The sequence below is a fragment of the Streptacidiphilus jeojiense genome (genome assembly GCF_000719095.1).
In the GTDB taxonomy this organism is placed as follows: Bacteria; Actinomycetota; Actinomycetes; order Streptomycetales; family Streptomycetaceae; genus Streptacidiphilus; species Streptacidiphilus jeojiensis.
Map to the genome: position 1 here is coordinate 1 of NZ_JOEH01000034.1, position 24,145 is coordinate 24,145.

The 24,145-nt window shown below is 73.0% G+C and carries 20 protein-coding genes and 1 pseudogene; 7 read left to right on the forward strand and 14 right to left on the reverse strand.

Annotated features, from left to right (window positions below; translation table 11 throughout):
* Positions 1 to 361 precede the first annotated feature (361 nt).
* Positions 362 to 1,003 (reverse strand): hypothetical protein, encoded by a 642-nt coding sequence (locus IF29_RS0134995; RefSeq protein ID WP_030264016.1) that lies wholly within the window; start codon positions 1,001 to 1,003, stop codon positions 362 to 364.
* A 117-nt stretch (positions 1,004 to 1,120) separates the two neighbouring features.
* Entirely contained in the window at positions 1,121 to 2,569 is a 1,449-nt protein-coding gene (gene ahcY / locus IF29_RS0135000; protein WP_030264019.1) for an adenosylhomocysteinase, read from the reverse strand.
* Between the two features lie 400 nt (positions 2,570 to 2,969).
* On the opposite strand from ahcY, the gene IF29_RS0135005 reads away from it, so the two are divergent.
* The 3 genes from IF29_RS0135005 (at position 2,970) to IF29_RS0135015 (ending at position 5,460) form a co-directional block, all read left to right on the forward strand.
* Entirely contained in the window at positions 2,970 to 3,989 is a 1,020-nt protein-coding gene (locus tag IF29_RS0135005; protein ID WP_157624087.1) for a heavy metal-binding domain-containing protein, read from the forward strand.
* A gap of 93 nt (positions 3,990 to 4,082) precedes the next feature.
* Positions 4,083 to 4,913, forward strand: coding sequence for a heavy metal-binding domain-containing protein (locus IF29_RS0135010; protein ID WP_030264025.1), 831 nt, complete (start codon positions 4,083 to 4,085; stop codon positions 4,911 to 4,913).
* Positions 4,914 to 4,971: 58 nt separating this feature from the next.
* Positions 4,972 to 5,460 carry a hypothetical protein gene (locus IF29_RS0135015; protein ID WP_084715392.1) on the forward strand — a complete coding sequence of 163 codons (489 nt, stop codon included), beginning with the start codon at positions 4,972 to 4,974 and terminating at the stop codon, positions 5,458 to 5,460.
* A 139-nt stretch (positions 5,461 to 5,599) separates the two neighbouring features.
* Here the strand turns inward: IF29_RS0135015 and manA are convergent, their stop codons facing one another.
* The 5 genes from manA to IF29_RS0135040 all read right to left on the reverse strand — a co-directional run bounded on the left by manA (position 5,600) and on the right by IF29_RS0135040 (position 10,557).
* Entirely contained in the window at positions 5,600 to 6,868 is a 1,269-nt protein-coding gene (gene manA, locus IF29_RS0135020) for a mannose-6-phosphate isomerase, class I (RefSeq protein WP_030264030.1), read from the reverse strand.
* An 81-nt stretch (positions 6,869 to 6,949) separates the two neighbouring features.
* Entirely contained in the window at positions 6,950 to 8,278 is a 1,329-nt protein-coding gene (locus IF29_RS0135025) for an SIS domain-containing protein (RefSeq protein ID WP_051726438.1), read from the reverse strand.
* A gap of 34 nt (positions 8,279 to 8,312) precedes the next feature.
* Entirely contained in the window at positions 8,313 to 8,483 is a 171-nt protein-coding gene (locus IF29_RS45470) for a Trm112 family protein (protein WP_084715393.1), read from the reverse strand.
* A gap of 218 nt (positions 8,484 to 8,701) precedes the next feature.
* Positions 8,702 to 10,087 (reverse strand): phosphomannomutase/phosphoglucomutase, encoded by a 1,386-nt coding sequence (locus tag IF29_RS0135035; protein ID WP_030264036.1) that lies wholly within the window; start codon positions 10,085 to 10,087, stop codon positions 8,702 to 8,704.
* A 98-nt stretch (positions 10,088 to 10,185) separates the two neighbouring features.
* Complete coding sequence (locus tag IF29_RS0135040; protein ID WP_030264038.1) at positions 10,186 to 10,557, reverse strand: DUF3499 domain-containing protein; 372 nt, start codon at positions 10,555 to 10,557, stop codon at positions 10,186 to 10,188.
* 115 nt (positions 10,558 to 10,672) lie between these two features.
* On the opposite strand from IF29_RS0135040, the gene IF29_RS0135045 reads away from it, so the two are divergent.
* On the forward strand, positions 10,673 to 11,128 hold the full coding sequence (locus IF29_RS0135045) for a metallopeptidase family protein (RefSeq protein ID WP_030264041.1): 456 nt from the start codon (positions 10,673 to 10,675) through the stop codon (positions 11,126 to 11,128).
* Positions 11,129 to 11,161: 33 nt separating this feature from the next.
* Here the strand turns inward: IF29_RS0135045 and IF29_RS0135050 are convergent, their stop codons facing one another.
* The 3 genes from IF29_RS0135050 to IF29_RS0135060 form a co-directional block, all read right to left on the reverse strand.
* Positions 11,162 to 12,664, reverse strand: a complete 1,503-nt coding sequence (locus tag IF29_RS0135050) for a DUF5719 family protein (protein WP_051726439.1) — start codon at positions 12,662 to 12,664, stop codon at positions 11,162 to 11,164.
* 3 nt (positions 12,665 to 12,667) lie between these two features.
* On the reverse strand, positions 12,668 to 16,672 hold the full coding sequence (locus tag IF29_RS48655; protein WP_063757682.1) for a glycosyltransferase family 2 protein: 4,005 nt from the start codon (positions 16,670 to 16,672) through the stop codon (positions 12,668 to 12,670).
* Positions 16,673 to 16,897: 225 nt separating this feature from the next.
* Complete coding sequence (locus tag IF29_RS0135060) at positions 16,898 to 17,167, reverse strand: WhiB family transcriptional regulator (RefSeq protein WP_030264048.1); 270 nt, start codon at positions 17,165 to 17,167, stop codon at positions 16,898 to 16,900.
* A 627-nt stretch (positions 17,168 to 17,794) separates the two neighbouring features.
* Between IF29_RS0135060 and IF29_RS0135065 the strand changes: the two genes are divergently transcribed.
* Complete coding sequence (locus IF29_RS0135065) at positions 17,795 to 18,409, forward strand: cysteine dioxygenase (protein WP_084715395.1); 615 nt, start codon at positions 17,795 to 17,797, stop codon at positions 18,407 to 18,409.
* Here the strand turns inward: IF29_RS0135065 and IF29_RS45475 are convergent.
* The 4 genes and pseudogenes from IF29_RS45475 to IF29_RS48130 all read right to left on the reverse strand — a co-directional run.
* Positions 18,294 to 19,835, reverse strand: a complete 1,542-nt coding sequence (locus IF29_RS45475; protein ID WP_157624088.1) for a glycosyltransferase 87 family protein — start codon at positions 19,833 to 19,835, stop codon at positions 18,294 to 18,296. The genes IF29_RS0135065 and IF29_RS45475 overlap by 116 nt on opposite strands.
* Positions 19,832 to 20,578: a class I SAM-dependent methyltransferase gene (locus IF29_RS0135075; protein WP_380523355.1), complete on the reverse strand. Its 747-nt coding sequence runs from the start codon at positions 20,576 to 20,578 to the stop codon at positions 19,832 to 19,834. Before IF29_RS0135075 ends, IF29_RS45475 begins: the two co-directional genes overlap by 4 nt.
* Entirely contained in the window at positions 20,575 to 21,375 is an 801-nt protein-coding gene (locus tag IF29_RS48125; RefSeq protein ID WP_380523462.1) for a TIGR04282 family arsenosugar biosynthesis glycosyltransferase, read from the reverse strand. Before IF29_RS48125 ends, IF29_RS0135075 begins: the two co-directional genes overlap by 4 nt.
* A 3-nt stretch (positions 21,376 to 21,378) precedes the next feature.
* Positions 21,379 to 22,077 (reverse strand): annotated as a pseudogene (locus tag IF29_RS48130) (glycosyltransferase family 2 protein); the annotation flags it as partial.
* A 40-nt stretch (positions 22,078 to 22,117) separates the two neighbouring features.
* Between IF29_RS48130 and IF29_RS0135085 the strand changes: the two are divergent.
* Positions 22,118 to 22,942, forward strand: a complete 825-nt coding sequence (locus IF29_RS0135085; protein WP_084715397.1) for a response regulator transcription factor — start codon at positions 22,118 to 22,120, stop codon at positions 22,940 to 22,942.
* A complete protein-coding gene (locus IF29_RS0135090) occupies positions 22,939 to 24,099 on the forward strand; it encodes a sensor histidine kinase (RefSeq protein WP_030264064.1) in 1,161 nt (386 codons plus the stop codon). Before IF29_RS0135085 ends, IF29_RS0135090 begins: the two co-directional genes overlap by 4 nt.
* Positions 24,100 to 24,145 lie beyond the last annotated feature (46 nt).

A 24,145-nucleotide genomic window follows, 5' to 3' on the forward strand; every position in this document is an offset into this window, starting at 1 on the left:
TTGGCGTTGACTTTTGGCACGCTGTTGAGTTCTCAAGGTACGGACGCTTCCTTCGAGCGGCTTTCACACCAGCCCTCCGGGCGCTTCCTTCGTTTTCCAGCTTAGCAGATTCGTTTCGGCCGGTCGAACCAGTCGAATTCCGTTTCCAGCTGCACTGGCGGCGAATTTCCCCGCCGTTGTCAGAAAGCTTATCAGGCTTTCTGACCCGCTTTCGCGGCCCGCATCCCCGTCACAGCGCGAACAGCATCGACCCGGCATTTCTGCCAGATTCCCTGCTGGATTTCGACTGCCCGTGGGGGCGAGGTGTCAGAGACTACTCACCTGCCATGCGACTTGTCCAATCGCAGGCAACTGCTCGAACCTACCCGGCCTCGGCAGGCCCGTCAACGGCTTTGCTGGGGGGAGTTTCCAGCTGCTCCAGCTCGATGCCCGGGGCCGCCAGCAGGACGTCGCCGGCCAGGTGGACGATGCTCTCCTCGCCCGTGCCCAGGTCGGCGACGCGGTAGCGCTCGACCAGGAGCGGGCCGCTGTCGGTGGCGTGGATGTCGGTGGCCTCAAGGGTCCAGCCCTGGTCGATGGTGTGCGGTGCCAGCACCGGATCGGTGAAGTGCACCAGGCGCAGCCGGGTCGCGCCGCCGGGCTGGAGCCGGAGCAGGCGGGCCGTGGCAACGAGGAAGGCCGGGGAGCGGCCCATGAAGGCGTGGGCGCGCTCGGTGCCCTCGCGGGCGTGCTCGCCGGTGGGGTCGTCCTGGTGGCTGCGGACCCAGCTGAGGCCGTCCAGCAGGCCGCCTCGGATCTGCCAGCCCCGGTGCCGGAGCTCCAGCCGGAGCGGGCGGCTGTGCAGGTCGAGGGTGAGGTCGATCGAGCCCTCGGGCTCGCCCGAGGCGGAGAAGGTCTGCGCTGTGTAGCGCCAGCCGGACGGGCCGCGGGCGCAGCTGAAGCGTTCCTCGCCGAGAGGGGTGTCGTCGTGCGTGTCGTGGAAGGAGTAGCGGCCGCTGGGCATGGTCCGACTCTATGGGTGGACAGCGGTGTGGCCGGCCTCCCGGGGTCGGGAGGCCGGCCACACCAACGCTCACTGCAGACTACTCACAGCGCTACCGCTGTCAGTGCCGCTGCCGGATCAGTAGCGGTACTGCTCCGGCTTGTACGGGCCCTCGACCGGGACGCCGATGTAGGCGGCCTGCTCGTCCGTCAGAACGGTGAGCTTGACGCCCAGGGCGTCCAGGTGGAGGCGGGCGACCTTCTCGTCCAGGTGCTTGGGCAGCACGTAGACGCCGACCGGGTACTCCTCGGTCTTGGTGAAGAGCTCGATCTGCGCGATGGTCTGGTTCGCGAAGGAGTTGGACATCACGAACGACGGGTGACCGGTCGCGTTGCCCAGGTTCAGCAGACGGCCCTCGGACAGCATGATGATGGTGTGGCCGTCCGCGAAGCGCCACTCGTGGACCTGCGGCTTGACCTCGGTCCGGACGATGCCCGGCAGCTTGGAGAGGCCGGCGATGTCGATCTCGTTGTCGAAGTGGCCGATGTTGCCGACGATGGCCTGGTGCTTCATCTTCTCCATCTGGCTGGCAAGGATGATGTCCTTGTTGCCGGTGGTGGTGATGAAGATGTCGGCGATGCCGACGACGTCGTCCAGGGTGGTGACCTGGTAGCCGTCCATCGCCGCCTGCAGGGCGCAGATCGGGTCGACCTCGGTGACGATGACGCGGGCGCCCTGGCCGCGGAGCGACTCGGCGCAGCCCTTGCCGACGTCGCCGTAGCCGCAGACCACGGCGACCTTGCCGCCGATGAGGACGTCGGTGGCGCGGTTGATGCCGTCGATCAGCGAGTGGCGGCAGCCGTACTTGTTGTCGAACTTCGACTTGGTGACGGCGTCGTTGACGTTGATGGCCGGGAACAGCAGGCTGCCGTCGCGGAACATCTCGTACAGGCGGTGCACGCCGGTGGTGGTCTCCTCGGTGACGCCCTTGATCGCGGCGGCGGCCTCGGTCCACTTGCGCGGGGACTCCTTGAGGGTGCGGTTGAGCACCTCCAGGACGATCCGGAACTCGTCGTTGTCAGCGGTCGAGGGGTCCGGCGCGGCGCCGGCCTTCTCGAACTCGACGCCCTTGTGGATCAGCATCGTGGCGTCGCCGCCGTCGTCGAGGATCATGTTGGGGCCGACCTCGCCGGGCCAGGTGAGCGCCTGCTCGGTGCACCACCAGTAGTCCTCCAGCGTCTCGCCCTTCCAGGCGAAGACCGGGACGCCCTGCGGGTTCTCCGGGGTGCCCTCGGGGCCGACCGCGATCGCGGCGGCGGCGTGGTCCTGGGTGGAGAAGATGTTGCAGGAACACCAGCGGACGTCGGCACCCAGCGCGGTGAGCGTCTCGATGAGCACGGCGGTCTGGATGGTCATGTGGAGCGAGCCGGTGATGCGGGCGCCGGCCAGCGGCTGCGAGGCCGCGTACTCCTTGCGGATGGACATCAGGCCGGGCATCTCGTGCTCGGCCAGCTGGATCTCCTTGCGCCCGAAGGCGGCCAGGGAGAGGTCGGCAACCTTGAAGTCACCGGTGGGAGTTGCGGACATGCTTGGTCTCCATCGCTATCGCTACGAGGCGCCGGCTGCGCCGGCCCGGGCAGTGTGGACCGCAGGCACGACGAACAGCGCCGACGTCGCGCGGATGCGCGGGCCTGCGGGGTCGTACCTGGTGCGGCCCAGTGCGTCGGAGGCCCTCTCTCCCTCGGCTGGCCCGGAGCACGTCCTCCCTCGCGGGACGACCTGCCCGAACTCACCGACCGCCATCAGCAGCGACGTCTGGCTCTGTGACGAATCTACACCGACCCGCCGACGCGCTGCCCGCAGGACTGCAGGATTCGGCCTCGGGGGTGTGTGATGGATTCGAGAGGACAGGCGTACATTCCGATACGCACGGTCGAATCTTCGTCCTGGGGCGCGTCCTGGGGACGCGGCGGATGGGGTGGAGTGGATGTCGGTGCCTTGGAGCGGCAGCGGGCTGCCGCCTGCGGCCGCTGAGCGCATGGCCGAGGTCAGGGCGAGCGGGACCTGGACCTCGGCATTGTCGACCGGGGAGTTCGCGGCGATCCGTTCGGTCGGGTTCGAGCCGGTCGGGCAGGTGATGGGGTCGGCGGTCTACCACGTCGGCCGGAGCGGCCGCTACTGGGGCTATCACGACTGCCTCTTCCCCGGAGCCGGCTACGGCTTCAGCTACGGCAATGTGGGCAACGCGCCGATCGCGGTGTCCGGGCAGGGGTCGCCGGCTGCGGCGCTGGTGGCCGTCTTCAACAACGCACGGCAGAGCGCGCTGCAGCGGATGACGGCGGAGTGCCTGGCGCTGGGCGGCGACGGGGTGGTGTCGGCGGCCCTCACCATGGCCCCGTTCGCGGCCCAGCCGAACTGCCTGGAGTTCAAGGTGATCGGGACGGCGGTACGGGCGCAGGGGCCGGTGCGGCCGAAGCACCCGTTCACCTCGCACCTGGACGGGCAGGGCTTCGGCAAACTGGTCGCCTCCGGGTGGGTGCCGGTCGAGCTGCTGGTGGGGATGTCGATCGGAGTGCGCCACGACGACTACCGCACCCAGTCGCAGAGCTACTCCTGGCGCAATATCGAGGTGACCGGGTGGAGCGACCTGATCCACGAGGTCCGCTCCGACGCCCGCCGGCAGCTGCAGCTCCAGGGCTCCCGGCAGGGCGGCGACGCGGTCATCATGGCCAGCAGCGATCTGCGGGTCTGGCGCGAGTCCTGCCTGCGCGCCCGCAACCGCAGCAACTCCGAGCAGGAGGACCATGTCGCCGAGTCGACGATGGTGGGCACCACCATCGCCAGGTTCAAGGCCCGGCGCGAGCCTCCCCGGACGCTCTCGGTGATGCCTCTGGGCGACCGCGGCGAGCTGCTGAAGCGGCGGCTGGCCGCCGTCGCGTCCAGCCCCTACGGGGACCGGGCGCAGTACCAGCGGCTGGTGCAGGAACTGAACGAGACGGGTGGCTAGCGCCTCCGGGCCACCGGCCGGCCGAACCCACTGGAACCAAACCGACTGTCCGACCGACTGTCCGAACTGCTTGGTGTGACGAGGGGTAGCGAGATGACGAACACGGAGCCGAACGCCCAGGGTGTTCCGGCAGATGCGATGCGGCGGCTGGCCGAGCTGGAGCCGGGCAAGCCCGGTTCGATCTTCACCAGTGACCTGTCGGTGAACGAGTTCCTGCTGGTGCGGGAGGCCGGCTTCAAGCCGATCGGCCTGGTGCTGGGCAGCTCGATCTACCACGTGGGCATCCAGATCGGCCGCTGGGGCAAGAACCAGGAACTGGAGACGCTCAGTCAGGCCATGTACCACGCCCGCGAGTTGGCCATGACCCGGATGGAGGCCGAGGCCGCGGCGCTGGGCGCGGACGGGATCGTCGGGGTGCGGCTCACGGTCGAGGCGCGCGAGTTCGGCAACGACGTGGCCGAATTCATCGCGATCGGCACCGCCGTGAAGGCGGACAACCCGCCCCCCGGCGGTGGCAGCTGGCGGAACAACAAGGGCCAGCCCTTCACCTCGGACCTGTCCGGCCAGGACTTCTGGACCCTGATCCGGGCCGGCTACGCACCGCTGGGCATGGTGATGGGCACCTGCGTCTACCACATCGCCCACCAGAAGATGGGCGCGGTCTTCTCCAACCTCGGCAAGAACGTGGAGATCGAGCAGTTCACCCAGGCCCTCTACGACGCCCGCGAGCTGGCCATGGCGCGGATGCAGGCGGAGGCGGAGGCGCTGCACGCCGAGGGCGTCGTCGGTGTGCAGCTGAACGCGCACAACCACCGCTGGGGCGGTCACACCACCGAGTTCTTCTCCATCGGCACGGCGGTGCGCCCGCTGCGGGCCGACCACGAGATCGAGCGGCCGACGATGGTGCTGAGCCTCGACGGGTGAGAAGCTTCCAAGGTCCGGTTGGTGTTGACGCAGGGATGGACGACGCAGGGGATGGACGATGAGTGAGCAGGACCCGTTGCCCGCGCGGCCGGAGGACCTGAACGGCAGCGTCGAGGGCGCGGACGGTGCCGTCGACGGCGTGGCCGAGGCTCCGGAGGCGTCGATCGACATGCTGGCGGCCGCGTTGCGCCAGGACTCGGCGGACCTGGACATCTATGTCAGGGTGCTGACCGATTCGCTGGCCGACGCGCTGCCGCCCGGGTCGGTGGCCTTCGAGCGCAAGCGGTCGGTCGGGGACCGGCTGGCCGGCCGGGAGGGCAGGGTCGAGAAGCTCGAGGTCTCACTGGACGACCGGCGGCTGATCCTCACCCTGGCGCACGGACGCCCCCAGGGCGAGGTCGCCACCGTGGTGCGCGGGGTCGTGCTGTCCCGCAAGCCGGTGGCCCTGGACGAGTGGGCCACCGCGCTGGCGACTGCGGTCTCGCTGCGGGCACGCTCCGACGCCCGGGCCCGGGCCGCACTGCAGAAGCTGGTGCTCGGGGGCTGACCCCGGCGGCTCGTCCGAGGGGTTCAGCGAGGGGGTTCAGCGAGGGGTTCGACCCGGCATCACTCGTCCGAGTGGTATTCGCCCCGGGTTCCGGTCTTTTCCGCCGGAACCCGGGGCGTCTGTCGGTCCCCGGGTGTACTTATTGGGTCAGCGAGACCGTGGCACGGAACACCGTGCTGCGGGCTCCGGCGGATGCCCCGGTGACGAGCAGGTCGGTACCTCGGCCGTGGGCGGGAATGAACGCGGATTCACCGCGACGAAGAGTGAGTGAGCTACCGTCCGCGTCGGTGAGGACCGCGGTCCCCTCGGTGCAGAGCAGGATCTGCGGGGTCCTCGTGGGAATGCGGTGGCTGCCGGCGTCGGCCGGGTCCAGCAGGTAGCGGGAGAGCCGGAACTCGTCGATGGGCGTCGGGTAGAGCTCCTCGCCGTCCGAGTCGGGGACCGGGACGGGGCGCAGCACGCCGGGGTCGGTGCTGCGGAAGTGAACGATACGGAGCAGTTCGGGGACGTCCACGTGCTTGGGCGTCAGCCCGCAGCGGAGCACATTGTCCGAGTTGGCCATGAGTTCGACGCCGATGCCGCTGAGGTAGGCGTGCGGGATCCCGGCGCCGAGATAGAGCGCCTCGCCCGGCTGCAGCCGGACGTGGTTGAGGAGCAGCGCCGCGATGGCCCCGGGGTCGTCCGGGAACGCACGGCCGAGGGCGGCGTAGGAAGCCAGGGCGGAGTGGATCTCCGCGGACAGGTCGCCGGGCCGGTCCGCGGCGGCGCGCTCCAGGGCGGCGGCGGTGTCGGCCACGGTTTCGCGGACCCTGGCCGGGTCGGTGGTGAGGACGAGGGTCAGCGCCTCGCGGAGGGCCTCCTCCTCGGGCTTGGAGCGCAGGACCTCGACCAGTTGCGCGAGTGCGGGTACGGCCAGGCTCTCCAGGAGCCGTGCGGTCTCGTGCGGTGCGCGGAATCCGCAGAGCCCTTCGAACGCGCCGGCGTCGGCGTCGTCGAGGGCGCAGATGAGTTCGGGCTTGTGGTTGGCGTCCTTGTAGTTGCGGTAGGGGGCGTCGATGGGCACGCCGCGGCGCTCCTCGTCGGCGAACCCGGCCTTGGCCTGCTCCAGATCCGGGTGGACCTGGAGCGAGAGCGGCTCGCCCGCGGCCAGGACCTTGAGGAGGAAGGGAAGGGTGGGGCCGAAGCGCTCCACGACCGCTGAGCCGAGCTCGCCCTCGGGGTCGGCGGCGATGACGGCGTCCAGGGTCTGCGGACCACGCTCCCGGGCGACGGTGGAGGGCGCGCCGGGGTGGGCGCCCATCCACAGCTCGGCCTGCGGCTCGCCGGTGGCCGGGGTGCCGAGCAGGGCCGGCAGGGCGGTACGGGAACCCCAGGCGTAGGGACGGATGGTGTTGCTGAGGCGGTCCACGGTGAGATTCCTGATTCTGGCGGTCAATGAGAGGAGGTTCCGGTGGTCGGCCGTTCCACGGGAGTTCTGTCCATGGGAGTTCTAGGTGTCGGCCGGTGCCGCTCCGGCGGCGACGTCGGCGGCGCCGGAGGAGGCGAGACCGAGGTAGGCGGCGGCGAAGTCGGTCAGGGCGACGAGTTCCGCGATCGCTTCCAGGTCGTCGGAGTGCGCGCTGACCAGCTCGCCGACGGCGATCTGATGGTCCGTGGCCAGGCGTCGCGCCCGGGCCAGGATCCGACGCGAGGTCGGCGGCCGGGACGGGCCGCGGTCGACCTGCTGGTCGGCCCGTTCGTCGACGGCGGGGTCCGAGCGGTGATCCGAGCGGTGGTCGGGTTGCGGGTCGAGGTACTGGTCGGGGTGCTGCTCCGGCTCCGGCGAGCGGTGCAGCAGCAGCACCTTGAGCCTGAGCTCGGCCCCGTCCTCGGTCCGGTCCCGGAAGAAGTCGTCCTCGTCGGGATCGGGCGCGAGGTGTCCGGCCAGCAGGCCGTACTGGGTGCTCAGGGCCTCGGGCAGGGTTGCCGGGACGGCCGGGCGACCCGCCAGGTCGGCCAGCACGGCGGCGAACCTCAGGGCCACCGCTCCGGTGCAGGGGCCGTCGCTCCACAGCAGCGGCAGCACCCCGTCGAGTTGCACCGCGAGGGTCTTGGCCGGGTTGCCATAGGTCTCCGCGCCGGGCCGGCAGCGCACCGCGACCTCGTCGAGCCGGTCGGCCGCGGCCTGCACCGAGCCGGGCCCGGCATCGACCACTCCGACCAGGTCGGTCAGGGCGAGGGCCGGGGCGAGCAGACCCCAGAGCGACGAGGGGAGCTCCCGGGGCAGGTCACCCTCCCGGAACGCGGTGCGGTGGCCCGGTGCCCCGGTCGGGGGCACGAAGGGCAGTGGCAGGCCCCGGGTCTGCAGCGCCGCCTCGGAGAGCGGGCTGTCCGCCGGGGCGACGACGACGTTGGAGCAGCCGCGGGCATAGCCCTGCTCCAGCAGGGAGACCAGGCCGGGCTCGGTCCCGGTGCCGGACAGCGCGAGCAGCAGATCGGACGGTCCTGCCCAACCGGGCAGGTTCCACACCAGGGCGGAAGTGAAGGCGATGGCGGAGCCTGCGGGGTCGTCCGCGGTGCTCGGGCGGAGCACGGTGACCGGACAGCTGCCGTTGCCGAGGGCGGCGAGCAGTTCCCCGGCCAGGGCGGCGGTGCCGTGGCCGGCGACGAAGACCGCCCGGGGCCGCCCTTCGGGGTTGAGCCGGTCGAGGCCGGCTTCCCCGGCCAAGCGGACCGCGGTGCGCACGGTGGCCCCGGCGGAGGCCAGATCGAGCAGGACCTCGGTGTCGTCGGCACGCGCCAACTCATCGGGGTTGTCGAGCACCCATTCCTCGATCATGCGTTGGCCTCCCGGGCGGGGACGGTGGCGGCGGTCAGGCCGAGCGCCGGGCCTCGTCGATGAGCAGCACCGGGATGCCGTCGCGTACGGGGTAGGCCAGGCCGCAGTCGGCGGAGGTGCAGATGAGTTCCTGCTCCGACTCGCGCAGCGGGGAGTGGCACTGCGGGCAGGCGAAGATCTCCAGCAGGGCGGGGTCGATGCTCATGGCCGGTGCGCTCCGAGAGGGGACGGGAGGGATGGGGACAGGGGCGGCGTTCCGCCCCTGGTGGCTACCGTACCGCCGCCGCCCGGCAGGCCGGGACGGCAGGGGCACGGCGGCGGTACGGGACACAGCAGTTCGGCGCGGGCCGGGCCGGCCGGCCCGGAAAGACCGGTAGACCCGGCCGGACCGACTGACCGACGGACCGTCAGATCGACGGGCCGTCAGCCGCGGACGATGGCGAGCACGTCGTCGCGGACCTTCGCCATGGTCGCCTCGTCGCGGGCCTCGACATTGAGCCGGAGCAGCGGCTCGGTGTTGGAGGCACGGAGGTTGAACCACCAGTCCCCGGCGGTGACGGTCATACCGTCGAGCTCGTCGAAGGTCACCCCCGGGGTCGCGGCGTAGGCCTCGCGGACGGCGGCGCTGCTCGCGGCCTGGTCCGCGACGGTGCTGTTGATCTCGCCGGAGGCGGCGTAGCGGTCGTACTCGGCCACCAGCTCGGACAGGGTGCCCTGCTGGGTGCCGAGGGCGGCCAGCACGTGCATGGCGGCCAGCATGCCGGTGTCGGCGCGCCAGAAGTCGCGGAAGTAGTAGTGCGCGGAGTGCTCGCCGCCGAAGACGGCGCCGGTGCGGGCCATCTCCTGCTTGATGAAGGAGTGTCCGACGCGGGTCCGGACGACCTTGCCGCCGTGCTCGCGGACGACCTCGGGGACGCTCCAGGAGGTGATCAGATTGTGGATGATCGTCGGCTGCTCCTCACCGTCCGCCTTGGCCCGGGCCAGTTCGCGCACGGCGACCAGGGCGGTGATGGCGGAGGGCGAGACCGGCTCGCCGCGCTCGTCGACGACGAAGCAGCGGTCGGCGTCGCCGTCGAAGGCGAGACCGATGTCGGCGCCCACCTCGCGGACCTTGGCCTGCAGATCGACCAGGTTCTTCGGGTCCAGCGGGTTGGCCTCGTGGTTGGGGAAGGTGCCGTCGAGCTCGAAGTACATCGGCACGATCTCCAGCGGGAGGCCGCCGAGCACGGTGGGAACGGTGTGGCCGCCCATGCCGTTGCCCGCGTCCACGGCGACCTTCAACGGACGGATGCCGCTGAGGTCGACCAGCCCGTTCAGGTGGTCGGCGTAGGGCTGCAGCTCGTCCTGCTGGGTGATGGTCCCGGTAGCGGCGTCCGAGGCGGGGACGGTGACGGTGTCGTCCTCGGCGGTCCAGGACTCGACCAGTTCGCGGATCTCCACCAGGCCGGTGTCCTCGCCGACCGGGGAGGCGCCGGCCCGGCACATCTTGATGCCGTTGTACTGGGCCGGGTTGTGGCTCGCGGTGAACATGGCGCCGGGCAGGTCGAGCTTGCCGCTGGCGAAGTAGAGCTGGTCGGTGGAGCAGAGACCGATCTCGACCACGTCGGCGCCCTGGGCCGCGGCCCCCTCGGCGAAGGCGCGGGACAGCCCCGGGGAGGACGGGCGCATGTCGTGTCCGGTGACGATCGCGTCCGCACCGGTGACGAGTACGAAAGCGGCACCGAAGGCGCGGGCGAGCGGCACGTCCCACTGGTCGGGGACGACGCCGCGCACGTCGTACGCCTTCACGATCTGCTTCAGGTCACGCACTCGGGATCTCCGCCATTCTGGTCTGCGGTCACAGGTCTGCGGTCACAGCTGGTAGGGGGAGATTACCCGGTGCATGTTAAGGACGGGCTGTGAGCAGGCTACTGCTGCGGGTCGGGCGACCGCAGTACCCGGAGGTGGCCCCGTCGGCCGACCTCGGTGGGGTCGGCCGGGCTGCCGCCGTCCTGACGGCGCACCGGGGGCTTGGCCGCCTCACGGACCGCGTTGGCCAGGGCTTCGAGATCGTCGCCGCTGGGCCGGATCGGGCCGGAGTCGACGGTGAGCCGTACCACCTCCCAACCACGCGGGGCGGTGAGCCGCTCGGAGTGCTCGGCGCAGAGGTCGTAGCAGTGCGGTTCGGCGTAGGTCGCGAGCGGGCCGAGGACCGCGGTCGAGTCCGCGTAGACGTACGTCAGCGTCGCGACGGCGGGACGACCGCACGCGGTGCGCGAACAGCGACGTACAGGGCTCACGACGATGGACGGTACCTCACCGGGCGACCTGTCCGCGACGACTCGCCCCGTGTCGCCGCAATCCGGCGCCGCGTCGCCGGAGTTCAGCGGTCCCCGGAGCCTCTAAGCTGCCGGGATGGACAGACCAGCAGGCTCGGGCCGTCGCCCTCGCCGACGTGACCGGCACGGCCGCGGACTGCGCGGGCCGCTCGCGCCCCCGCAGGTGCCGCTGTCGCTCAGCCGCTCCGAGCTCTTCGACGACTACGTGCGCGAGTCCGTGGAGCGGCTGGAGCGACGCTGGCCGCAGCTGACCTCGGTGGAGTTCGCCGTGCAGGACGTCCCGGCCCCGCTGCCCGGGGAGCCGGAGGCGGACCTGGAGAACGTCCGCGCCGAGGACGTGCCGCTGGGCCGGCTGATCCCGGCAGGCCAGGGCCGGCCGGACCGGATCGTGGTGTTCCGGCGGCCGGTGGAGACCCGGGCCAAGGGACGCGACGAGCGCGCCGCGCTGGTCCACGAGATCGTCGTGGAGCAGGTCGCCGAGCTGCTCGGGATGGACCCCGACGCGGTCGACCCCGCCCCGGACGGCGACTGACCCGCCCCCACCCGACCCCGACGCCCCGAGCTGTCAGCGCGTCAGGATCGAGTTGTCCTGCAGGGCGTGCGGGATCTGCACGGTGCTGCGGTCGTCGACCATCTGCTGGATGGTGAACGCCGGGACCGAGCCGCTCTTACGAGTGATCATGCGCGCCGCGTAGACGCTGCCGCCGGACACCGGTTCGACCGTCACCGCGTACGTTCCGTTGCCCGGTGCCTTGGGGGTCACCGCCACGGTGGCCCCGGCCGGGATGGAGACGCTGGTGCTGGTCGGGGTGGAGCCGGAGCCGACCGTACCGACCTTCACCACGGCCGCCGTGTCGGTGGCCGTGAGCAGCAGCGTGGTGTCGCTGCCGGTGCTGCCGGCTGCTGTGGCCCGCTGGCCGATCGAACCGCTGCCGGCCAGGTAGCCGGTGTCGGTCCCGCTCTTGCCGCCGCGGACCACCTGGATCCCGGCGACCACCGGGGTGGCCTGCTTGGGGTCGGTGGGGGTGAGCCGCAGCGCCGCCGGCTGGCCGCGGGTGATGTTCCCGAGGTCGACCGTGGTCACCATCCCTGCCTTGACGTGCACGGTCTCATGCCCGGCCGGCGTGATCCAGCCGGTCTGCGAGGCGAGTTGCACCTTCAGGTCGGCGTCGTCCGTCCCCGGGGCGGCCACCACCAGGGTGGCGTCGCTGAGGTCGCCCGGCAGCCCGGAGACGACCTGGGTGCCCGCCGCGGTGGTGGCCGGGATCCAGTCGGCGCCCTTGGAGCCGCTGTCGGCGTGCAGGGCGGCGGCCACCCGGCCGCTGCGGACCAGCACGTGCACGGCCAGCGAGCTGTTCTCGTTGCCCGGGCCGATCAGGGTGGACAGCAGCAGTGAGGCGGTGCCGCCGGCCGGCACATTGATGTTGGCGGCCGTGGTGTTGTCCACCTCGCCGTTGGGGCCGAGGATCTGGATGTCCACGTCGGCCGCGGTCGCCTCGGCGTTGCTGAGCTCCAGGTAGTCGGTGCTGCCCTTGTCCGTGTCCGCCCCGGAGAACCAGAACTCGGTGCCGGGGGCGGTGCAGCCGGTGCCCGAGAGCGTCGTGCCGATGCCGCTGGTGATCTGCTGGACCGTGAAGCCGGGCGCGGTGCTGCCGTCGGACTCGGCCAGCAGCGCCGGGGCCTTGTCACCGCCGACCGCCTTGGCCGTGGTGCTGCCACCGGCCGCGGTCTGCTTGACGAGCGCCTTGGAGCCGTTCCCGCCGGCGGTGAGGCTGCCGAGCGAGGCACCGCTGGCGGTGCTGGAGGCGGAGGCGCTGCTGCCGGAACCGCTCGCGGCCGCCGAACCGGCGCCGGCGAGCCCGCCCGGCACGGCGAGGCTGTAGCCGGTGCTGCCGCTCCCGCCCTGCAGCGGCGGCGGGCAGATGAGCGTGCTGTGCTGAACCGCCGTCAGCACGGTGGCCCCGGTGACCGCTGCCTGCCCGGTCGGCGGATGCACCTCGGCGATGCCGACAGCGAGGGCCAGCACACCGACGGCGGCGAGCAGGGACTGGGTGGTACGGCTGATCATCACTCAGCTCCCGGCTTCGTCGTTCGGGTGGCGGACCGGCTGCTGCGCCTGCAGCCACGGGTCGTCCGGCGGCAGCGAACCGTAGGCGCCGGCCGGCGCGTCGTGCGCGGCCCCGGCCTGGTTGGGCACCGCCGCCGGAGCCGCGCCGCCGTTCCAGTCGTAGCCGTGCGGGGGCGCGGGCTGCTGGGCGTACTGGGGGTCGGCGTACTGCTGCGGATCGGCGTACTGCTGCGGCTGGACCGGGTAGCCCTGCTCGTCGTAGTACGGCTGCGGCGGCTGCTCCGGATAGGGCGGGTACGGCTGCCCCTGGTAGGCCGGGTCATGGTAGCCGGGGCCCTGGTACGCCGGGTCCTGGTAACCGGCGTCCGGATAGCCCTGTGCCGCGTAGCCGGGGTCCTGGTACGCCGGGTCTCCGTACGCCGGGTCCTGGTACTGCTGCCCGGGGTAGGCCGCGTACACCGGCTGCTCCGGGACGGGCTGCTGGTACGGGGGCGGCTCGGCGGCGGGCTGCTGCTGGAAGGCGGCCGCCTCCGCGAAGGCCGGAGCCCCCGCCGGAGCCGCCGCGGCCGGAGCCTCCGCCGGTTCCCCGGCCCGGCCGTCCGTACCTGCGTCCGCGCCCGGGTCCTCGGCCGCCAGGCGGCGGGCCCGGCGGGAACCGGGCAGCGGCGGCTCGGCCGCCGCCTGCTGGTCCACGTCGCCCTCGTCCGGCAGGTCGTCGTCGTTGTGGTCGCGCCGCCCGGGAAGGGCCAGCACCAGCACCACCAGGGCCAGGAAGCCCTGCCCGGCGATCCAGGCCAGGTGCACCGGGCTCTCGTGGTAGCTGACCGCGAGCCGGCCGCCGGCCGCCGGCAGCTGGAAGCCCTGCGCCCAGCCGTCCACGGTGACCGCCGTCAGCGCCTTGCCGTCCACGGTGGCCCGCCAGGCGGGGTCGGCCGCGTCGGCGATCCGCAGCACCCGGCCCTCGGCCCCGGCCGGGATGGTCGCGTCGACCGCGACGGCACCCGCGGGGACGGCGGTGTCCGCGGCCCCGGGCGTCTGGATGACGGCCCTGGACACATTGGCGGTGATCCGCCAGATGCTGGCGTCCTGCTGCTGGTTCACCCGGGTCAGTCCCGCGGTGGCGTTCAGGGTGTCGTTGACCTTGGTGCTGACCGGCGCCTGCACCAGCACGTACTGGATGGCGTACCCGGCCAGCGCGTCGGCCTGGTCGCCGCCGGCCCCGGCGACCAGGTTGGCGACCAGCGCGTTGAGGTTGCTGGAGGGTCCGGCCGCGATGGTGGTCTCGGCGCTGCCGACGGTGGGCCCGGCACCGCGCGCCAGCGAGTAGCTGACGACCCCTCCGTTATTGCTGGTGCTGAGCACCAGGGTGCGGATCTGGTCGACGGTGTCGGCCTGCTCGGCGATGAAGGCCGGGACCAGTTGGCCGTTGCCGCGGTGCAGCGGGCCGCCGGCGCCGTTGAGCAGCCACCACCCGGCGGCGGCGACAGGCGCCAGTCCGGCGGTGACCAGCACCAGCGCGGCGACCGGCTGGCGCCAGCCGAAGTCGATACCGGCGACCCGGGCGCGGGCGCCGTCGGCGCCGATGGCGGCGGCGGACAGCAGCGCGATCCCGGCGATCAGGGTGGCGGGTCCGGCCCAGGCGGAGACGGCCTGCGCCCCCGGTCCCGGAACGACCTTGGTGGTGCCGACCAGGACCGCGCCGAGGATGGCGACCGAGGCGGCACCCCAGGCGACCGCCACCGCGCGGCGGCGGTCGGCGCGCAGCAGCGCGGCGAGGGCGGCCAGCACGATGCCGACGACCAGGATGCCGGGCACGGCCCCGCTGCCTCCGGGGTCGAGCAGCAGCAGTCCGGTGGGCGTCGCGGTGGCACCGACGGCGCCGGGGATGCCGGCCTCCAGCAGCAGCCGGGCCGGGTGCGTCAGCAGCCCCAGCGACCAGGGCGCGAGCACCAGCAGCGGGGTGCCGACGATGGCCAGGCAGCGCGGGCCGAGGCTGCGCAGCACGTCCGGGCCCTGTCCGAAGGCGCCGCCGCGCAGGAACGCGGCGAGCAGCGCGCCGAGGGCCAGCAGCAGGCCCAGCAGCCAGGCCAGCGGCACGAAGGCGGTGGTGAGGGTGAGCAGCAGGGCGGCGACCCAGGCGCTGCGCCAGCCGGGACGGCCGCCCTTGGCCGCGGTCTCGCTGCGGATGCCGAGGCCCACGGCGATCGCCGCGGCGCGGGCCAGCGGCGGCAGCAGCATGGCGAGCACCGCGGTGCCGAGCCGGCCCTGCGCCAGCGCGCCGGTCGCGGCGGGCAGCAGCGCGTAGCCGGCGCTGGCCCAGGCCCGGACCAGCCGGGAGTCGATCAGCGGCCGGGAGACCAGGTAGGCGGAGACCCCGGACAGCGGCACGGAGAGCAGCAGCAGCAGGGTGACCGCGAGCCCGGGGTTGCCCAGGGTGATCGTCCCCAGCGCGGCCAGCACGCCGAGGTACGGGGGCGCCCCGCCGGACGAACCGACGCCGGTGGCCTGCCAGGAGGCGGCGTACTGCCGCCACAGCTCCATTGCGCCGCCGGGGGTGGGCAGCAGCGCGCCCCCGTAGAGGGTGCCGCTGCCGAGCAGGCCGCGGCAGGCGATCAGGGTGAGCACCAGCAGTCCGGCGAAGAGCACCGGGGCGGGCTTGCGGGCGATCCGCTTGATCCTGGCGAACTGCTCGATCTCCAGGAATTCCGAGTCGTCGTCGACCGGGCCCGACTCGACCGAGCCGTGCCGGCTGGACTGGGCCTCGTTGCCGGTCTTCCCGGCGAACTCGGCGACCAGGTTCTCCACCGCGGCCCGGGTGGTGGCGCCGGGCGCGGGGAACAGGCTGCGGTCGTCGAGCGCGTCCGGTCTGCGGGTCCGTCCCCGGCGGACCCGGCCGCCGAGGATCCGGCCGAAGCGCAGCAGCACCTGGGCCAGCCCGGCGAACTCGTCCACGGCCTGGCCGGGGGTCTTGCCGAGCAGGTAGCCGAGGGCCCGCAGCACGGTGCTGAGGGTGATCCGCAGCAGCAGGTACGGCAGCAGCGCGGTACGGGAGTTGACCAGCAGGGTGTAGACGGCGCCGGACTTGTCGACCCGGTGCGGGCGGTCCGAGCGGGCGCAGTCGACCGGGCGGCGCTCGCGGCTGGCCGCCTCGGCGTGCCGCAGCACGGCGTCGGGGGCGACCACGGTGCGGTGGCCCGCGGCGGCGACCCGCCAGCAGAGGTCGACGTCGTCGCGCATCAGCGGCAGCACCGGGTCGAAGCCGCCCAGTTCCTCGAAGACGTCGCGGCGGATCAGCATGCCGGCGCTGGAGACCGAGAGCACCGGACGGACCTGGTCGCGCTGGCCCTGGTCCTGCTCGCGCCGGTCCAGGCCGGTCCAACGGCGCCCGCTGCGGGCGATGCTGACGCCGACCTCCAGCAGTTGCCTGCGGTCGTACCAGCTGCGCAGCTTGGGGCCGACCACGGCGGCGCTGGGGGTGGTCTCGGCCACCTGCAGCAGCTTCAGCAGGGCGTCGGGGCGGGGTTCGCAGTCGTCGTGGAGCAGCCACAGCCATTCCACCGGTTCGACCGAGGTGCCCGCGCCGAACTGCTCGTCGGCGAGCTCGTCGTGGTGCCCCAGCGGGTCGCCGAACTGGTCGTGCGCGGCGCCGCCGACCGGGTCGTAGCCGCTGGCGGAGATGGCGTAGGGCAGGTCGTGGGGGCGCAGCGGCGAGGTGGCGCGCACGGTCTCGTTGACGGCGGTGCCGAAGCCGGTGCGGCGTCCGAACTGGTGCACGGCGTCCGGGCCGAGGGCGTCGGACAGCAGTTGCAGCGACTGGTCGGCGGAGCCGGTGTCGGCCGCGAGGACGCGCTGGACCTGGCGCTCCTGGCCGAGCAGCCCGTTCAGGGCCTGCGGCAGCCAGCGGGCGCCGTCGTGGCTGACCAGGACGGCGGTGACCAGGTGCCTCGGGTAGGCGGGGGGCCGCTGGGGAGCGGGTTGGCCGTAGGGACTCGTCGCTGTGGCAGTCATCGCGGTGGGTGGCCCCGGTTCGCTGAGTGGCTGAGTGCTGGATGAGCGCCCCACACTAACGGTTGCGACTGAGGGCGTTGAGTGCCGGTGTGGAAATAGCAGCGGCAGGGGTTCCGGATGTGCTCCCGGGCCGGGCCCGGTACCCGGTCATCGCTCCGGACGCGTCAGAGCCCCGCCGACCTGGGTGGACCAGGGATGGTCGGCGGGGCTCTGCGGAGGTTCGAATCAGACCACGGCCTTCTTGAGGCGGCGCCGCTCCCGTTCGGAGAGGCCGCCCCAGATACCGAAGCGCTCGTCGTTGGCCAGCGCGTACTCCAGGCATTCGGAACGGACCTCGCAGGCGAGGCACACCTTCTTGGCCTCCCTGGTCGATCCCCCCTTCTCCGGGAAGAACGACTCAGGATCGGTCTGGGCGCACAAGGCGCGTTCCTGCCAGCCAAGCTCTTCCTCGCCGGCGTCCTCGTCGGCGATCATCAACTCAAAGAGCTCGCTCATCAGCGCGCCTCCTGCCCCTCTTCAGCGTGCGTCCCCGTGGTGCGGTCGTTGCCTTTGCGACTGAACGACACGAGTGAAATTACAAGTGCGCAACTCTGGCCCAGTCAAGCCATGCTCTGGTATTGGGCCCGGGATTCACTCCCTGGAACCAAGCCGCCACCATAAGTGTGCATAACCGGGCAAACCGGATGAGCCGTCATTCGCGTCCCGTGCAACCCCACGGAGGGGAGGACGAGGACTGCGAAGAACCCGGTTGCACAGCAGCCCCAGGAGGCAGTGCCGAAACACGGGCGTTGAGCGCGTCGTTCCCGGCGATCTTGACCGGCAAACCCGAGAGGTGATTTATCCCCCGATCGGGTGATGTCAGCCACTGTCCGGAGGGTCAGGTTTGACAGCGGGTAGGAGAAAAGGATGTGCTGTCGGCTATGTCAGAGCAGCGCGTCCACTCCGAGAGCCTCGTCACTGAGCTCCGCCGTGCCGCCAGTGCGCTCTGTTGCCGCTGTAGCTAGGGCCTGACCTCCGGTCGGGCCCTGTGGTCGTTCCCGGTGCCGAACCTCCCGGTCGCCGCGTGCGGCCCCTTAGGGAAGCACCCACCCCCAGCCGCAGCGCCAGCAAGGACATCACCCCATGTCTTCGTTCCCACCCCCGGTGCCGGGTTCCGGCACGGTTTCGCCCTGGGCCGACGGGCTCAGCGACGTCAGCATCGCCGGCGACCCGCTCGCCTGGCCGCACCTCGCGCCCGCACCGCTGCCCCACCCCGTCAGCGTCGGCGACTTCGCCGCCCTGGCCCGACGGGTCGCCGCCGACCGCGACCGCTGGCGCCCGCTGGTCCGCTACGACGCACTGACCCGTTGGTACGCGCGGCTGGAGACCGGGGCCGGGTACGAGGTGTGGCTGCTCAGCTGGCTGCCCGGGCAGGGCAGCGGACGGCACGACCACGGCCGTTCGTCCGGCGTGCTCACGGTCCTGGAAGGCGAACTGACGGAGCGTTCGCTCACCGGCGCCGGGCAGTCGGAACGGCTGCTCGCCGAGGGCGCGCAGCGGGTGTTCGCCCCCGGCTACCTGCACGAGATGGTCAACACCTCGCTGGAGCCAGCCGTGAGCCTGCACGTCTACTTCCCCGGACTCACCGAGATGACCCCGTACGGATCGGGCTGGGGACGGCAGCAGCAGGCACAGCCGCAGGCGCCGACCCAGGCACAGCCGCAGCAAGCGGTGGCCGAGGCGCTCCCGGAGCACTGACCGCACCGATCGCACCGACCCGGTCCGCCGTCCGGGCGAGCAGCCGCAGGGCGGTGCCCGCGAGCACCACGCACAGGGCGCCGGCGTAGGCCGGCTGCTGCATACCGCGGCCCAGCACGATCATCACCTCGGCCGCCGCCGGCAGGGCCAGCCACTCCCAGCCGCCGTCCAGCGCGACCAGGCCCACCACCAGCAGCCCGTACCAGGGGTAGCCCGGAGCCGCCAGGAACAGTGCCGTGCCGGTGACCGTGAGCGCCCCGCGCCACGGCCGGGCCGGGTCGCCGTAGCGCAGCACCAGCAGCACGGCCGCCAGCAGCACCGCCGCGACCAGGGCGGGGAGCTCCCGCTGCGGCAGTCCCAGCAGGGTGAGCAGGCCGAACCGGGTGCCCTGGTCGTAGCCCTCCTCCTGGAGGTAGCCGGGCAGGTAGCCGAGCACGGCCGGGCCGGAGAGCAGCACGTAGGGCAGGTAGCAGAGCAGGAAGGTCAGCGTGGCGACGGCGGGCACCACCACGTCGCGCCAGGCCGGGCGCCGGCGCAGCACCCCGGCCAGCGCGCCGGGGAGGACCAGGGCCGGGATGAGCTTGGTCGCCACGGCGGCCCCGAGCAGCGCCCCGGCCCCGGTTCTCCGGCCCTGGGCCGCCCCGGCGAGTCCGCAGACCACCAGCAGCACCCCCAGGGTGTCCACATGGGCGTCGTTGACCGCCCACATCGCCACCCCGGGGCACCAGCCCCAGAGCGCCGCCCGGTGCAGCGGCGCCCGGTTCCGGCGCAGCACCAGCAGCAGCGCGGCCGTGGTGGTCACCGCCAGCGCCGCTCCGCCGACCTGTGCGGTGCGCACCCCGTGGCCGCCGGTGAGCCGGCCGGCCTCGTACAGGCCGAGGAACCAGACCTCGGCGACCGGCGGGTAGATGGTGTGCACGGTCGGCCGGTTCAGGTGGGTGCAGACCGACCCGGCCTGGTGCAGGTCCCAGCCCTGGCAGGAACCGGTGACCGGGAACAGCGCGGGATCGGCGGCGCGGAGGTGAGCCAGCGCCGGGTCGGTCGGGGCATAGGTGTACGGCGAGATCCCGGCCGCCTGGACATGGCCGTCCCAGAGGTAGCGGTAGGCGTCGTCGCTGGTCCGGGGTGGTGCGAGCAGTCCGGTGAGGGCGACGGCAGCGGAGCCGGCCAGCACCAGCGCGGCGGTGTGCCGCAGCGGGACCCGGCGCAGCAGCAGCACCGCGAGCGCGAACAGCAGGCCGTCGGCGACGTACAGGTGGTGCAGCGGGCCGAGCTGCCAGAGGGTGGCGCCGCTGGTGAAGGTCCTGGCGAGGCAGGCGGTCAGGGCGGCCAGGGTGGCGGCGCAGAGCAGGGTCCATACCGTCCCGGCGCGCCGGGAGTCGCGGAAGCCACGGCGGCCGCGGAGGCTTCGGGGGCCGGAGCTCATAGCCGCTCCAGGGCGAGGAAGCTGCGGCCGCCGGCAGTCCAGGAGTCGGCGAGGTCGAACCGGCCGACCGCCTCGCGCAGGGTCGCGGCGGCGCCCAGCCTGGCCCAGCGGAAGGTCGGCCCGCGGCGGCCCGAGGCGTCCTCGACGGCCACCGTGACCCGTTCCTCCAACTCCTCCGACTCGACCTCGACCAGCAGGTGGCCGCAGGGTCCGAGCAGGTCGGCGGCGCGGGCCAGCAGCGCACCGGGGTCGCCGCCGATGCCGACGTTGCCGTCGGCGAGCAGGGCGGTGCCCCAGCGGCCCTCCCCCGGCAGCGGGTCGAACACCGAGCGGCACAGCGCGCTTCCGCCGAGGCCCCGGGTGCGGGCGACGGCGGCGCGGGTGATGTCGACGCCCAGCGCGGGCAGCCCGTGCGCCTGGAGTTCGGCGACCAGGCGGCCGGGGCCGCAGCCCAGGTCGATGGCGGGCAGGCCCCGGTGCAGGCAGCGGCGCAGCAGGGTCCGATCGGCGGCGTCCGGGGCGGCGCACCAGCGCGCCACGTCCAGGGGGTAGCGGTGCCCGTCAGTGCGCCGCAGCCAGAGCGGGCCGCGGCCGCGGCGGATCGCCTCGGCGAAGGGGTCCGCCGCCCAGGGTGTGGGCGTGGGCGTGGGGGCGGGGTGCAGGGCAGGGGTGACGGTCGGGATCGGGGTGGGGGTCGGGGTGTGGATCTGGCTCGGAGCGGCGGCGGTGGTCGTCGGGGTCACCGGGTCGTACCCCCAGGGGCGGGCGTCGTGGACAGGGCGGATGCGGACACAGCGGACGAAGAGAATGCGGACGAGGAGAGAGCTGACGCAGAGACGGCGGAGCGGGGAACGGCGGGCGGGAGCAGAGCGGCCCGGGACGGGACCGACCGGGACGGGACCGTCGGGGACAGCCCGCGCCAGGTCTCGGCGAAGCGGGTGTTCGGGGCGAGTCCGGCGACCTCCGCGGCCTCAGCGACGGTGTCGACGTCGGTCAGCGGCGGCAGCGTGGCGACGCGCAGGCCCTCGGCCGCGAGCCGTCCGCGCAGCACCGCTCCGGTGGTCCCGGTGGACATCGGGACACCGACCAGCAGCCGGCGGGCGAGTTCGGCGTCGGGGCGGGCCAGCCCCAGGGCCCAGAAGCCGCCGTCGACCGCCGGGCCGAACCAGGCGTCGACCCCGGCCCTGGCCGGTGCGGAGAGTGCCTCGGCCAGGGTCCTGGCGCTCAGTTGCGGGGTGTCCATGCCGACCAGCAGGGCCGGCGTCCGGTCACCTGACGGACCGCCGGCCACCGCCGCGAAGGCCTGCGCCAGCCGTACGTCCAGGCCGCCGCCGGCCTGCGGGAAGACCTCCCAGCCCGGGGGGAGCCAGCGTCCCGGCGCACCCTCCAGGACCAGGATCCGCCGGCCGGCCGGGACCCGGCCGAGGGTTTCCAGGGTGTCCGCGAGGGCGGCCTCGGCCAGGGCGGCGGCCTGCTCGGGCGTGCAGGCCGGGGTGAGCCTGGTCTTCACCCGGCCCGGGACCGGCGACTTGGCCAGCACCAGCAGCGTCGGCGCCGGGGCCGCCAGCAGGGCGCCCATGTCGTGGACCGCCTGCCGGGTGCCGCGCAGGGTGCCGGTGACCTTGGAGCGGCCCGCCCTGGGACGGTAGGCCACCTCCCGCTCGGCGATCCGCATGCCGGCGGCCGCGGCCCCGAGGACCATCTCCAGGGGGTAGCCGGACCGCCGGTCGCCCAGTCCGAGGTCCAGCAGCCGTCGCCGGCGGGCGACCCGCATCGGCCCGAGGTCGTGCAGCGGCGCGCCGGTGCGGGCCCGCAGCCGCCGCGCCAGTTCGGCGTTGGCGAGCCGGGCGTGCAGCGGCCACGCCCCGCGCGCGGTGGGGCGGCGGCGCCCCAGCACCAGGTCCGCCGTACCGTCGCGGACCGGATCGAGCAGCGACGGCAGTTCGGCCGGGTCCAGCGAGGCGTCGCAGTCGCAGAAGCAGACGTACTCCGCCGTGGCGGCGAGCAGCCCGGCGTGGCAGGCGGCGCCGAAGCCGCGCCGGGGCTCGGGGACCACCAGGGCGCCGAGACTGCGCGCGAGTTCCGCGGAACCGTCACTCGAACCGTTGTCCACGACGATCGCCCGGAATCCCGGCGGCATCCGGTCGAGGACCCAGGGAAGGGCCTCCGCCTCGTCGAGGCAGGGCAGCACGACATCTACCCGAGGGGCGGCTGCCTGGAGGGGCTGATGAGGATTGGTCATGGCGCTCACGGTATGAGCGACAAGGGGGACAAATGCCTCAATGGATCCTTACGGAAGTCCTACGCCGTCCGTCCGAACCCGGTCGGCACGGCCCGGAGCCTTCTACCCTCGACCTGTGTCCCCTTCCCGCATTCTGGTTGTCGACGACGACCCCACCGTCGCCGAGGTCGTCACCCGCTATCTGCACCACGCCGGCTACTCGGTCGAGCGCGCTGCCGACGGTGTGGCCGCCCTGGCGCAGGCCACCGCCGGCAGGCCCGATCTGGTCGTGCTGGATCTGATGCTGCCCGAGATGGACGGCCTGGAGGTCTGCCGACGGCTGCGCGCCGACCCCGGCGCCCGCGGGGTGCCGATCGTCATGCTGACCGCCAAGGGGGACGAGCAGGACCGGATCAGCGGACTGGAGCTGGGCGCGGACGACTACGTCACCAAGCCCTTCTCGCCGCGCGAGCTGGTGCTGCGGATCCAGTCGGTGCTGCGGCGCAGCGCGGCGTCCTCGGCGTCCGGGACGGCCGGAACGCCCGGCACCGCGGAGGCGGCCGAGCCGACGGCTCCGGTGCAGGCCGGGGACCTGGTGCTGGACCCGTCCGCGCGGCGGGCGCACCGGGCCGGGCGGGAGCTGACGCTGACGCTGCGGGAGTTCGACCTGCTGGCCTTCCTGGTGCAGCACCCCGGCACCGCCTTCGGGCGCGAGGAGCTGATGAACAAGGTGTGGGGGTGGGACTTCGGCGACATGTCGACGGTGACGGTCCATGTGCGCAGGCTCAGGGAGAAGGTCGAGGACGATCCGGCCGCCCCGCAGCTGATCACCACGGTGTGGGGCGTGGGCTACCGCTTCGACCCGGTCGTGGAGGCTGCGGCATGAACGACTACGTGACGATGGCCTGTTACGCCGCGCTCGGCGCCGCCTCGGCCGGGCTGCTGGGCTGGCCCGCCGTGGTGCTGCTGCGCCGGCGGTCGCTGGCGCTGTCGCTGTTCACCGTCGCCCTGGTGACCGCGGCCTCGCTGACCGCGAGCACCGTGGCGGTCGCCCAGGCCATGCTGCTGGACAAGCACGACTACGTCGTGGTGACCATCATCCTGGGCATGGGCTGCGTGGTCTCGCTGATCGTCGCGGCGTTCCTCAGCCGGCAGGTGGTCGTCGGCAGCCGGGCCCTCGCCCGCGCCGCCCGCACGGTCGGCAGCGACGAGGGCTTCACCGCCCCGGCCGCTCCGTTGAACTCCGAACTGTCGGCGCTGAGTTCGGAGTTGCAGGCGACCAGCGCGCGGCTGGCCGAGTCCCGGCAGCGCGAGCGGGCCCTGGAGCACTCACGGCGCGAGCTGATCGCCTGGATCTCGCACGACCTGCGCACACCGCTGGCCGGGCTCAGGGCCATGGCCGAGGCCCTGGAGGACGGGGTCGCCGACGACCCGGGCCGGTACCACGCGCGGATGCGGATCGACGTCGACCGGCTCACCGGGATGGTCGACGACCTGTTCGAGCTGTCGCGGATCCAGGCCGGGGCGCTGACCCTCAGCCTGTCCCGGGTGTCCGTCTACGACCTGGTGGGCGATGCCATCGCCGGGGCGTACCCGCTGGCGCAGGAGCGCGGGGTCCATCTGATCGGCGGCCATGTGGCGCCGGCGCCGGTGGAGGTGGACAGCCGGGAGATCACCCGGGTGCTGGGCAATCTGCTGATAAACGCCATCCGGTCGACCCCGGCGGACGGGACCGTCGCGGTGGCGGCCCGGCGGGACGAGCGGGAGGTCGTGGTGTCCGTCACCGACGGCTGCGGCGGCATCGACGAGCAGGACCTCGCCCGGGTCTTCGAGACCGGGTGGCGCAGCGGCAGCGCCCGGACCCCCCGTGCCCCGTGGGGCGGGACGGTGCAGGGCGGAGCCGTGCAGCACCACGGGGACACCGGCGCGGGGCTGGGGCTGGCGATCGTGCGCGGGATCGTGGAGGCGCACGCCGGCCGAGCCTCGGTGCACAACGTGATGGGCGGCTGCTGCTTCGAGATCGCCCTGCCGGCGGGCGGCTGAGATCCGCTCGCCGACAGGGCCGTTCCGAGGGGCCCGGAGCAGGTCG

Bases quoted from the DNA above. Each gene is read 5' to 3' on its own strand.
- IF29_RS0134995 (WP_030264016.1), bottom strand. From the start codon at position 1,003: ATGCCCAGCGGCCGCTACTCCTTCCACGACACGCACGACGACACCCCT.
- ahcY (WP_030264019.1), bottom strand. From the start codon at position 2,569: ATGTCCGCAACTCCCACCGGTGACTTCAAGGTTGCCGACCTCTCCCTG.
- IF29_RS0135005 (WP_157624087.1), top strand. From the start codon at position 2,970: ATGTCGGTGCCTTGGAGCGGCAGCGGGCTGCCGCCTGCGGCCGCTGAG.
- IF29_RS0135010 (WP_030264025.1), top strand. From the start codon at position 4,083: ATGACGAACACGGAGCCGAACGCCCAGGGTGTTCCGGCAGATGCGATG.
- IF29_RS0135015 (WP_084715392.1), top strand. From the start codon at position 4,972: ATGAGTGAGCAGGACCCGTTGCCCGCGCGGCCGGAGGACCTGAACGGC.
- IF29_RS0135025 (WP_051726438.1), bottom strand. From the start codon at position 8,278: ATGATCGAGGAATGGGTGCTCGACAACCCCGATGAGTTGGCGCGTGCC.
- IF29_RS45470 (WP_084715393.1), bottom strand. From the start codon at position 8,483: ATGAGCATCGACCCCGCCCTGCTGGAGATCTTCGCCTGCCCGCAGTGC.
- IF29_RS0135045 (WP_030264041.1), top strand. From the start codon at position 10,673: ATGGACAGACCAGCAGGCTCGGGCCGTCGCCCTCGCCGACGTGACCGG.
- IF29_RS0135050 (WP_051726439.1), bottom strand. From the start codon at position 12,664: ATGATCAGCCGTACCACCCAGTCCCTGCTCGCCGCCGTCGGTGTGCTG.
- IF29_RS48655 (WP_063757682.1), bottom strand. From the start codon at position 16,672: ATGACTGCCACAGCGACGAGTCCCTACGGCCAACCCGCTCCCCAGCGG.
- IF29_RS0135060 (WP_030264048.1), bottom strand. From the start codon at position 17,167: ATGAGCGAGCTCTTTGAGTTGATGATCGCCGACGAGGACGCCGGCGAG.
- IF29_RS0135065 (WP_084715395.1), top strand. From the start codon at position 17,795: ATGTCTTCGTTCCCACCCCCGGTGCCGGGTTCCGGCACGGTTTCGCCC.
- IF29_RS45475 (WP_157624088.1), bottom strand. From the start codon at position 19,835: ATGAGCTCCGGCCCCCGAAGCCTCCGCGGCCGCCGTGGCTTCCGCGAC.
- IF29_RS0135085 (WP_084715397.1), top strand. From the start codon at position 22,118: ATGGATCCTTACGGAAGTCCTACGCCGTCCGTCCGAACCCGGTCGGCA.
- IF29_RS0135090 (WP_030264064.1), top strand. From the start codon at position 22,939: ATGAACGACTACGTGACGATGGCCTGTTACGCCGCGCTCGGCGCCGCC.